Genomic DNA, 9621 nt, shown 5'->3' with positions numbered 1-9621 from the left:
GCTCGTCGCCCGTGGCAAAGGTCGAGATATAGTCGAGGGAGTCGTTTGGAGGATCCACAAAACCCACCCAGAAATCCTCAGGACGAGAGGGCTCATGCGGGATTATTGATATCGGGTTCAGAATCTCGCCGTTCCAGGTATCTGACCCGGCCTGAAAGGATTCCTGAAGGGAATAATTGAAGTCCAGCCGGTCCAACATGCCAAACTGGGTAAACTGCCACTGCTGACCAAGATAACTCAACGAGAACGACTCAAACACCCTGCTCGTAGAATTGCTCAGAACAAGCGCCATTACGCGCTCCTCTCGCCAAGCGAACAGCCCTAGCGCTCTGTTCGGGTCCACGGGGGAGACAGAACCGTCACCACCTATGTTAACGAGCCAGCTGGAGGCACACCCCCCGCAGGCACCTAATCTGTATGTGCGGACTTGCCACCATTGCTGATTGACGCGATCCGGAGGGTAACCGGTAGACGGAACGATCGACTCGTATGAGTACCATCCGGGAAGTGTCACATCGTTAGTCCATGTTCCGTGGGTCGATCCGAGTGAGTTAAAATCTTCGACATGGAGCCCACCTAGGTAGGGGGTGACTGCGCATGCGGAATGAGGATGTGCGATTCGTAAAAGTGACAGGATCGCGAAGAAGAACGAAAACAGGGTGGTTGAGCTGAAGCTAGTGCACATACTGGTCCTTGAGTTTGAGCATGCTAGATTGGGGTTTGGTTTGGGTCAACCAAATGCGCGACACCAAAGGGCTTTCCCCCGACAGAATCTCAGAGATCGAGCTCAGCCAGAGGCCCGACTGAAGCGGGAGCGCAGAACTCCAGGCTTGTCCTTGTCGGGTCGTGCTGCTTCTGTTGGAGAGATTCACGCACTGCTACAAGGAAAGGGTGGAAACTTGGAGACAAATGCATGGCCAGAGAATATTTTTTAAACCTGGATGGCACCGATGACCACGGGCAACCAAATCCAAATCTCAACGCGAGGCATCGCCAAGGGAGGGATCTGGATATGTTGTTGGGATTTTGCAGGGGCATTGCGGCCGACGGGAGGGTAACAGCGGAGGAAATTCTCGCGCTTCATGATTGGATCAAAAGCCACCCCGAGCTCCGCGCCACATTTCCAGTTCCGCAGATAGTCAGCCGAATCGAAAGGATCTATTCCGACGGGTCCGTGGACGATGCCGAATGTGAAGACTTTCGTATACTCCTAGATGCGGCCACCGGGGCAACGAAAGGGCCGAGCACTCCGACGGGATTACCCTTGGACATGCCAGCTCCTCCTGTAGATTTCGAGAATAAGAAGTTTTGCCTGACGGGCAAGTTTTGTGCGGGAACAAGGGAATGGTGCAAACAGCAGGTTGAGCGTCGCTTTGGCATTTACGAAGACGCCGTGCGCTCAGGAACCGACTTTCTTGTCATCGGAACTCTGGCCAGCCGGGACTGGAAACACAACTCGCACGGAACAAAGATCATCAAGGCGCTCGAGCTCAAAGCTCATCGCGAGCTATACATCGTTTCCGAGGAGCACTGGGCAAAATTTCTTTGATCCCAAACCCAAATGGAGCGCATCACCCGACCTGGCGCAGCCTCTTCGGGTCGGGTAGCTAAAACCTCAAAAGGCTTTGATGAGCGAATTCTGGTCTAGGCTCGAACAGATGGCGAAGCGCTTCTTCACAGAGGATGAGTCAAAATCCTCCAAAAGCCCCAGGGGCGAACGAGACGTTCCGCCCATACCCAGCACGAAGAAACAACCGACAGCCAAACTACGCCCTTCAGAAAACAGTGAACCCATAGACGTAATCCCGGAGTTCGCGTTCATTCTGGAAACCATCAGGGATGGCTGCCCCAGTCTCTTTGTAACTGGCCGTGCTGGCACCGGCAAATCCACGCTCATCCGGTTTCTCAGGGAGCAATTACAGGGCTGTGTGGTTGTGGCTCCCACTGGGCTCGCTGCGATCAATGTGGGCGGATCGACGATCCACTCCTTCTTCCGTCTGCCGCCGTACATTCTAAATCCAGAGGAAATGCTGCTCCCTAGCAGGCATATACTTCCAATCCTCACGTCGCTTAAGGTGCTGATCGTAGATGAAGTGTCTATGGTCAAGCCCGATGTCGTGGATTGCATTGACAACATGCTAAAGAGGGCTTGTGGGAAAGATCGGCCCTTCGGTGGTGTTCAGGTGGTGTTCGTCGGGGATCTCCTCCAACTGCCACCGGTGGTGGCGGATGCCGAATCGAGCAAATTCTATACGAGCCGCTATCGGTCATGTTCCTTTTTTGACGCCGACGTCTTCCACCGGCTCGAGCTGCCGTCCGTCGAGTTGACAACCGTTTTCAGGCAGACCAGCCAAGACTTCATTAGTCTCCTAGATAGAATCCGGTCGAACAAAGATCACCGGGAGGCGGTAGCACAGATCAATCGGACGTGCTTCCTTCAGAAGCCCGAGGCAGCCCGGAGCGGAATGTTCCTCGTAACCACCAATGCCATGGCGTTTGCGATCAACTCGGGTGAGCTAAACCGTCTACAGACCGAACTACACCAATTTGTCGCCGTTGTGGATGGGAAAGCGGACCTCGATAAGGACGAATTCCAAGCACCGCGCCTACTCGAGCTCAAGGTGGGAGCGCAAGTAATCCTGGTGAAGAACCACAAGCCTCAGTGGGTGAACGGGACCCTGGGGCGAGTTGTAAGCATCGGGCAAAGTTCTATCCGCGTGGAACTCTCAAGCTCTGGCAACATCGTCGATGTGGAACGGGAGATCTGGGAGAAAATTGAATACCGATATGACAGTAACGAGAAGCAAATAGCTCGTAAGATTACAGGCACATTTAAGCAATTCCCGATGACCCTTGGCTGGGCCATCACCATCCACAAATCTCAGGGAATGACCCTGGACTCAGTTCGAATCGACCTCGGTGATGGCGCTTTCTGCTCAGGCCAGACGTACGTCGCGCTTTCTCGCTGCCGAGACATTGGCGGCATCCAGCTAGACCGTCCTATATCCATGAGGGACGTGAAAGCGGACCCAAGAATTCTGGACTTCTATGCAAACCTTCAAACGATCCGGCGACTGCCAAACAGCAGGTAACACGAACGCCGTAAGATCGGTGAAAGCCTTAGATTCAAAAACCCAAAAGGCGATCCTACTCCAAAGAGTCTCTATTAGACTAGGCCCATCCCCGCAGCCTAAGCAGCGAAATGAACGGCCCTTGAGACTTGAGATGGCGCCCAAACTTTTGAGTTCCCACACAAGCGACGATATGCGAAGAGGACATGATGCTGAATAACGACAGGGAGGAAACGTGGCGGAATCAATGGCGTTAACTGCGATTCTTTACAAGACAGTCACATATCTGGTGACGACGGGCAGCAAAAAGCTTTTTAAAAGCATTACCGCAGTTCCGGCTTTCAAGAGTGCGGCCAAACTTACCGCGGATGCCTTTCCGGATCTGGAAGTTATGTACGCCCTGGAAAAATGGTGCGGCACCGCCGACTTCGACCAGCTGACGGAATCCATGTTGGAAGGCAAAAAACCGGAGGCTGACGAAGCAATAGTCCGATCCTTCATTGATTCGGGTGGATTCTACTATCCCGGCGCGGAAGCGGAGAAGGCGTCTGCGGTTCTCACAAAGTTTTTCCACGAGCTGGAGAGACAAATAACCCTATCGCCGGACGGACCAGCTACGGTGGCTGCGCGGACGGAGGTTCGTCACAAGGAGCTGACGGACAGTATTCAAACGGTTAATGCCCACCTGGCAGCAAACCGTTCGAATCGGGTTGCCGAGAGAGCATTTCAAAGTCTGTGCGGAGAAGACCAAGCAATCGCTCCGGGAATTAAGGGATTTCTACCTGTGGGCATGTGCAAAGGCGTCGTTTCTTCTTGGAAAACAGGGCGATCTAGCCGCAAGGAACGAAGCTCCGGATCTACTCGAAAGCGCTATCGATGAGGGCGGTAAAAGCTCGTGGTTTAGTCGTCTGAGGACATCACTCAATCGATTCAGAACATCTGTAGGAAGTTCAGGGAAGGCTGTGCAACACGAATATGCTTATGCCGTCTTGCACGGCTTCGACGATATTTTGGAACGCTGTGGCCCGGAAGGCACACGGTTTCAACGGTGGGCTGACAGAGTGAGCACCTGCTTACGCTCTGAGAGTCACGCAGAACACCAAGAAGGACTTGAGGAGCTTGGGACTGTTTTGGGATTCTAGGCTTCTCGGCCAGAATATGGAGCGGCTACAGATTGCCGTTGGAGAGGAGTTTTCGGGAATGTTCGTGAGGTCGTCACCTTCGAAGCTAAGATTGAGCACGAGGCGGGGAACAAAGTTACACCATACCACGCTGGGCAGGCGCATAACCAACTGACTAGGGCGAAGGAGGAATATGCAAGCAAAGGATTCGTCGTTCGCGGGACCGTAGTAACTCATCTGACTGAACTCGAAGGGACCGTAGGTTCGAGCTTGGGGGAAGTTAGAATGATTCAAAAAGAGGCGATTCTCGCCCTTTGGAACAAGATTCTAACCCTTCTTACGCTGTATCGCGACCAATGATCACTTGAAGATTTTGAAGCACGACTGACAGCGGCTGAGACATTACTCCCCAGATTCCCAACCGAAGGCTGGCTTATTCGAACCCTTGCGATCGAAAAGCATGTCATCCCTGAATACATCCTTCTTCAAGAGTGGAAATAAGATAAGGACTTCGTCAAAGGCGGCGAAAAGCCGGAGCACCAACCTGGGTTCGTGGATAGTGAACGCAAGTCAGAGGTGCTGCGGAAAGCCTAGTGCTCGGGGTCACTGTCCTGCGATTTCCATCGTAGGAAAGGTAAACCGGTCCCCGGATTTCTCCGGTCCAGTCAGTCAACAGATCCACGACCAAATCCACGGCAAACGAGGCAACGATCCCATTGGGCCAGATCACCTGTGGCCGTGGCCCGGCGGCACCGTAGTCAGCCGCCTCCTTTGCCAAGTTCGACTCCGACAAAAAGCCGAGACATTGCATGCAGGGAAACCCTGGCATGGAAAGAATGATCTGGCCCACAAGGCGGGGCGGGCCGGAGATTGCCGGGTGCACATCGATCCCGATATCGATGAGCGGAATTAAACCGCGCCTCGCTTCGGCTTCCAGGTCACGGCGAGCGGCAAACGAGTCAACGCAGCTAACAATGATGTCACATTCGCGCAGCGCGCTCACGTGGTCCTGCCATCTGCCCGGAAACAACTTGGCGCAACCATCGGGATGAAGCCCCGAGTGAATCCTCCCCGCAACGGCTGTTTTCAATACTTCGCGTTCCGCATCCGCAACTGTAGCACCAACGAGCCGATTCAGATTGGAGAACGTAACAGCGTCGTGGTCGAAGTAATAGAGGTTCCGGATGCCGACGTGAGAAAGTTGCTGGCCAATGTGTGAGCCGCCGCCGCCTAGGCCAATGACTGCGACCCGCGCCCGAGAGAAAATATCCGGGGCGCGTTCACCAAGGAAAGTCTGACGGTCAAACCGTTCGTCCTGTGTGCTCATATATTCGCAGAGGAAACCCGACTACTGAGATCCGAGACAGGAGTTGCGGTTGCCCTTCACGTTCCCGCCAAAAGAGCCCGGCGGCTGAATCGAGGCTTAGAACGAGAGCGCCATGAGGAACCTCGGGCAGGGATCCACAGAACGACGGGATCAGGCGACTCCAACCCTCGATATCGTCTGGGCTGAATCCGGGAGCGCCTGCGCAATGATGCTCGTGGGTGTGGATCACGCTCAATTTGGCGTCGAGGCTCCGCTGCAGGGCCCCTCGTATCGCAGTGGAGTTTATCCGAGCGCCGACATGCCGATCTCTGACGTACGCGTCATCCGGAACAGGCCAGTAGTCGACCCCGAGGAGAAGTGTGCAGGCGAGGCCGAGCTCATCTGGACGAGCAAAAAGGAAGCCGACCCGTTCGGCGGCATGACTATGCCTTCGGCGCAGGTCGGCTCTGATTGAGGCGAACAATTGTGATGGAACGCGAAGGTGCATCACGCAGCTCTAAACGCGATCATGTGTTCACCGAGCATCTGGGCCAAACGAAGGCCCTTTCTGACCCGCCATGAGTGAGCATACCAATTGCGGTTCAGAATGCGGACATTGAAGGCGTTCCAATTGAGTGGCCGCGGTCCGCCGACCTGCCGCGCGAAGTAGAGGCGCGACGCGTAACCATCGCGCTCGTACGGACAGAGGAGAGCATCGACGTTTGCCGCGTCGCTGCCTGGTGGAAGTGGGAGCTTTGGTAAGAGGAGAAAGGATTGCCCTCCCTCCTCACCCTGAGCGATCTCCGGACAAAGCCCCTTGAGCTCCACGATCTGATCTTCTGGAAAGGTCATGGCTATGAGCTTCCTGCATCCTTGGGATGGGAAACGAACACCTCCCCTCCCTTGATGTGAACCTTTCCGTCGCTGGCGAGCGGAATGAAGCGGCCGTCCATGACCTGCTCCAACTCATAGTCACCAGGGACACCGCCAATCCCGCGAATTTCCGAAACGCGGTGTTGTCCGGGGCGGAGATTGAACGGTTTACCATCGATCGTGATCGACACCGCATGCCGGTGTTCGCCGTGTTCTGCCTCAGCCGAGGCGGTTAATGTTTCTACCATAGTGTTTTTGGGGGCTCCCGCACCGGTTCGCTCTGCCATGAGACGAAAACAAAATTCCCGGGCGCTAACCTTGGGCCTAAAGATATTCACTCTGCCCGCCGATGTCAATGATGGAAACCTTTTTACGTAGTCAGTAATACACACGTGTGCGAATTACAAACATGTTTGTGCTATTGACATTTGGAGATGTTTTTGTGAAATCTTTCACGTGCACACTTCCAACGGCAAACCTTCTCCTTCGACGGACCAATTCTATAAGGAAGTTGGTATACGTATCCGGGAAGCGAGAAAGAAAGCCGACAATATGACTCAGGAAGCACTGGCACTCAGCGTGGGGTTGACGAGAACGTCCCTGACGAACATTGAGAAAGGCCGCCAGAAAGTCCTACTGCACACGTTCACTCAAATCGCATCGGCGCTTGGAACTGAGCCCGGCGCACTTCTCCCTGCCCCAGCGAATGTTCTGGATGGCATCGGCGTAAACCTCCCTTCTTCCCTCGCGCCGGAAGTAAGGGGGTTCATCGAACGCGCAATTGGATCCGGAGCAGCATATGAAACCCAACAGAGCAAAAGCGATCAGGTTGAAAGCCAGCGAGCTTCTTCAACAGTGCGGAGTGGTCGCGGCACCAGTCGACGTGGAAAAAATAGCGGCTGAGCTTGGTATTGCCGTTCGGCGGACTCCTACCGACGACGATATCTCTGGTTTTTTGCTTCACCAGACGGACAGTGAAGTCGTAATAGGCGTCAACACACTGCATCACCCAAATCGGCAGCGATTCACGATCGCCCACGAGCTTGGACACTATGTCCTCCACCAATATGACGAGGTTCATGTGGATCGAGCGGTGGTGAGGTTGCGAAGTGGCGAGTCGAGCAGCGGCGAGAACCCAGATGAAGTGGAAGCCAATCGCTTCGCTGCTGAACTACTGATGCCGGAAAACTTCATTCGCCTGGAACTCTCAAAAATGACGTTTGTCGATTTTTCCGACGAACGGCGCATGCAGCAGTTTGCGAAACAGTTTGGTGTCAGCGTTCAGGCCATGTCTCGACGCATCGTGGATCTTGGAATTAGCGCCTAAACTGGAAGGGTGAAACGCATGCAACCCAAAGAGCTTTCGCCGGAACAATTGGTAGGACCTTTGAATGAGGTGGAGCGGAAGTTCGCACCGAAGCGACTTTTCATAGCTGGAGACGAGAGCTTAGTTCGAGACAGGACTCGCGTTGCAATCGTGGGGTCGCGGAAAGCCTCCGCGGATGGGCTCCGACGGGCTAGGAAATTGGCGGGGCTTCTGGCTGAAAGGGGAATCGTTGTCGTGAGCGGCCTTGCTGAAGGAATCGACACCGCTGCCCATACCGCGTGCATCGAAAAGTCCGGACGGACCGTGGCTGTGCTCGGAACGCCGCTCGATGACGCGTTTCCGAAGAGTAACGCCTCACTTCAGGAGCGAATTGCAGCGGAACATCTCTGTGTCACGCAGTTCCCATCGGGATCTCCCGTCCAACGGAAGAACTTTCCGATGAGGAATCGCACGATGGCGTTAATCTCGGACGCTACGGTCATAATTGAAGCAAGTGAAAGCAGTGGTTCGCTTTCACAAGGGTGGGAGGCGCTCAGACTTGGACGGGCGCTTTTCATCACGAAGACTGTCGCTGAAGATCCTTCTCTTAAGTGGCCAGCTGAGATGCTGAGCTATGGCGCACGCGTGCTCTCCAATGACGCGGTGGATGATTTTTTTGCGATGTTGCCCGAACGTTCGGCTTTGGCTGTGACCGATGGCGCTCCCTTCTGAGATTCGGTTCGTCTCATTTCTTCAGTACGCCCCTCAAGGGACGTCGAAGACATCCATTCTTTCACAGGGCGTTTGCCATGCGGTTAAGACCGATACCTTCACGCCAACGCGCGGCGGCCCCTTCTGGGTCATCAAGGAATCTGCATCGAGAATTGCAGAGAGGTTCGGAGAGTTTCCCTTTCTTGCGAGATGCTTTGGCCCGGATGTCACCCTTGTCCCAATCCCGCGAAGCAGCCCGCTGGTCGAACCGAACGCGTTATGGCCCGCCCTAAGAATCTGCCAAGAGCTCAAGGCCAACAATCTGGCACGAGACATTGCGCCCGTGCTCGAGCGGGCAACAGCAGTCAGGAAGGCGGCGACTGCCGGGCGGAAGCGGCGCCCGACCCCTCCTGAGCATTTTCAGAGCACTCAGGTCACGCGACAATTGCCGCTTTCTCCGCAACGGATCACTCTGGTCGACGACGTGACAACCACCGGGGGAACGTTCATCGGAATGGTTCCTCGGCTTCGGGAAGCGTTTCCTTCGACACAGATTGAATGCTTCGCCTTAATTCGAACGATGAGCGACACGGAAGTCGACGTCATCCTCGATCCCGTTGACGGTCTCATCACGGTCAAAGGAGCTTGGGTTCACAGAGAGCCGTAAAAAGGGGCCGTGGCTTTCAAAGTGCTGAGCCAGAGATGCATCGTATTAAACAATTAGCTCCGCTCCCTCAGTTTGGTCGGAGAGCGGAAAAGACAACTACCTACTGAGATAGTAATCGATGCATCTCGTGGACCGGTAGAATTCTCCATGAAGGTCCACCTCCAACGCGGCGTTGTGGCGTCGTCATACATTGGTGACATTACAGCCAACCCGCGAAGGTCCACGCGGCTAGTCCGAGCACAGGCAAAATCGCATCATGCGACTCCGCAATGGGCCAGCCGATCCGAGGAAACAGACTTCCCCATAGTACTCGTTACAGGCGGAGAGTCCGCGCCGTCAAGCAATGTAACGATTTGGTTCACGGGGATTAGGATGCGCCTGATTCCCGGCAGCCTCTTGATGATCTTCCTCCTCACTAGGCGCCGCACGGTTTCATCGCACACGCCCAGTTTCGCCGCGGCTTGCTTCACATCTAGGGTTTCTCGTTCAAAGTTGTTTTGGTTAATCATAGTGGCCTCGAATGCGAACAAGTTGCCAGACGAGGTGAGCGTCGGTGCGTATCGCAT

13 protein-coding genes are annotated in these 9621 nt (G+C 54.7%); 8 read left to right on the top strand and 5 right to left on the bottom strand.

Features of this window, described 5'->3' with window-relative positions:
• On the bottom strand, positions 1-292 hold a 292-nt coding region (locus tag JNN07_23220), incomplete at its 3' end, for a hypothetical protein (GenBank protein ID MBL9170662.1).
• 621 nt (positions 293-913) lie between these two features.
• Between JNN07_23220 and JNN07_23215 the strand changes: the two genes are divergently transcribed.
• The 3 genes from JNN07_23215 (at position 914) to JNN07_23205 (ending at position 3951) form a co-directional block, all read left to right on the top strand.
• Positions 914-1549, top strand: coding sequence for a BRCT domain-containing protein (locus tag JNN07_23215; GenBank protein MBL9170661.1), 636 nt, complete (start codon positions 914-916; stop codon positions 1547-1549).
• A gap of 76 nt (positions 1550-1625) precedes the next feature.
• Entirely contained in the window at positions 1626-3092 is a 1467-nt protein-coding gene (locus JNN07_23210; protein ID MBL9170660.1) for an AAA family ATPase, read from the top strand.
• A gap of 226 nt (positions 3093-3318) precedes the next feature.
• A complete protein-coding gene (locus tag JNN07_23205; protein MBL9170659.1) occupies positions 3319-3951 on the top strand; it encodes a hypothetical protein in 633 nt (210 codons plus the stop codon).
• 755 nt (positions 3952-4706) lie between these two features.
• On the opposite strand, the gene JNN07_23200 is transcribed toward JNN07_23205, so the two are convergent.
• Positions 4707-5519, bottom strand: a complete 813-nt coding sequence (locus JNN07_23200; GenBank protein ID MBL9170658.1) for a ThiF family adenylyltransferase — start codon at positions 5517-5519, stop codon at positions 4707-4709.
• A gap of 112 nt (positions 5520-5631) precedes the next feature.
• Between JNN07_23200 and JNN07_23195 the strand changes: the two genes are divergently transcribed.
• Positions 5632-5973 (top strand): hypothetical protein, encoded by a 342-nt coding sequence (locus JNN07_23195; protein MBL9170657.1) that lies wholly within the window; start codon positions 5632-5634, stop codon positions 5971-5973.
• A gap of 32 nt (positions 5974-6005) precedes the next feature.
• Here the strand turns inward: JNN07_23195 and JNN07_23190 are convergent, their stop codons facing one another.
• Together JNN07_23190 and JNN07_23185 are read right to left on the bottom strand one after the other, a co-directional pair.
• On the bottom strand, positions 6006-6350 hold the full coding sequence (locus JNN07_23190; protein MBL9170656.1) for a hypothetical protein: 345 nt from the start codon (positions 6348-6350) through the stop codon (positions 6006-6008).
• 2 nt (positions 6351-6352) lie between these two features.
• Positions 6353-6619, bottom strand: a complete 267-nt coding sequence (locus tag JNN07_23185) for a hypothetical protein (GenBank protein ID MBL9170655.1) — start codon at positions 6617-6619, stop codon at positions 6353-6355.
• A 208-nt stretch (positions 6620-6827) separates the two neighbouring features.
• On the opposite strand from JNN07_23185, the gene JNN07_23180 reads away from it, so the two are divergent.
• From JNN07_23180 to JNN07_23165, 4 genes are read left to right on the top strand one after another with little or no spacing between them, the layout of a single operon-like run.
• A complete protein-coding gene (locus tag JNN07_23180; GenBank protein ID MBL9170654.1) occupies positions 6828-7274 on the top strand; it encodes a helix-turn-helix transcriptional regulator in 447 nt (148 codons plus the stop codon).
• The gene (locus tag JNN07_23175; GenBank protein MBL9170653.1) at positions 7171-7698 is read left to right on the top strand and encodes an ImmA/IrrE family metallo-endopeptidase; all 528 of its coding nucleotides are present in this window, start codon (positions 7171-7173) and stop codon (positions 7696-7698) included. The genes JNN07_23180 and JNN07_23175 overlap by 104 nt, the downstream gene beginning before the upstream one ends.
• Before the next feature lie 18 nt (positions 7699-7716).
• Entirely contained in the window at positions 7717-8409 is a 693-nt protein-coding gene (locus JNN07_23170; protein MBL9170652.1) for a DNA-protecting protein DprA, read from the top strand.
• Entirely contained in the window at positions 8393-9055 is a 663-nt protein-coding gene (locus tag JNN07_23165) for a hypothetical protein (protein MBL9170651.1), read from the top strand. Before JNN07_23170 ends, JNN07_23165 begins: the two co-directional genes overlap by 17 nt.
• A gap of 254 nt (positions 9056-9309) precedes the next feature.
• Here JNN07_23165 and JNN07_23160 read toward each other — a convergent pair whose 3' ends face one another.
• Positions 9310-9621 (bottom strand): helix-turn-helix domain-containing protein, encoded by a 312-nt coding sequence (locus JNN07_23160; protein MBL9170650.1) that lies wholly within the window; start codon positions 9619-9621, stop codon positions 9310-9312.

The organism is Verrucomicrobiales bacterium, from assembly GCA_016793885.1.
Classification (GTDB): domain Bacteria; phylum Verrucomicrobiota; class Verrucomicrobiia; order Limisphaerales; family UBA11320; genus UBA11320.
The sequence above is the reverse complement of the archived record's forward strand: the minus strand, read 5'-3'. Positions and strand labels throughout refer to the sequence as shown.

Coding starts and splice junctions, on each gene's coding strand:
- JNN07_23205 (MBL9170659.1), top strand. CDS start 3,319: ATGGCGTTAACTGCGATTCTTTACAAGACAGTCACATATCTGGTGACG.
- JNN07_23170 (MBL9170652.1), top strand. CDS start 7,717: ATGCAACCCAAAGAGCTTTCGCCGGAACAATTGGTAGGACCTTTGAAT.
- JNN07_23185 (MBL9170655.1), bottom strand. CDS start 6,619: ATGGTAGAAACATTAACCGCCTCGGCTGAGGCAGAACACGGCGAACAC.
- JNN07_23215 (MBL9170661.1), top strand. CDS start 914: ATGGCCAGAGAATATTTTTTAAACCTGGATGGCACCGATGACCACGGG.
- JNN07_23190 (MBL9170656.1), bottom strand. CDS start 6,350: ATGACCTTTCCAGAAGATCAGATCGTGGAGCTCAAGGGGCTTTGTCCG.
- JNN07_23200 (MBL9170658.1), bottom strand. CDS start 5,519: ATGAGCACACAGGACGAACGGTTTGACCGTCAGACTTTCCTTGGTGAA.
- JNN07_23165 (MBL9170651.1), top strand. CDS start 8,393: ATGGCGCTCCCTTCTGAGATTCGGTTCGTCTCATTTCTTCAGTACGCC.
- JNN07_23175 (MBL9170653.1), top strand. CDS start 7,171: ATGAAACCCAACAGAGCAAAAGCGATCAGGTTGAAAGCCAGCGAGCTT.
- JNN07_23160 (MBL9170650.1), bottom strand. CDS start 9,621: ATGCGATACGCACCGACGCTCACCTCGTCTGGCAACTTGTTCGCATTC.
- JNN07_23195 (MBL9170657.1), top strand. CDS start 5,632: ATGAGGAACCTCGGGCAGGGATCCACAGAACGACGGGATCAGGCGACT.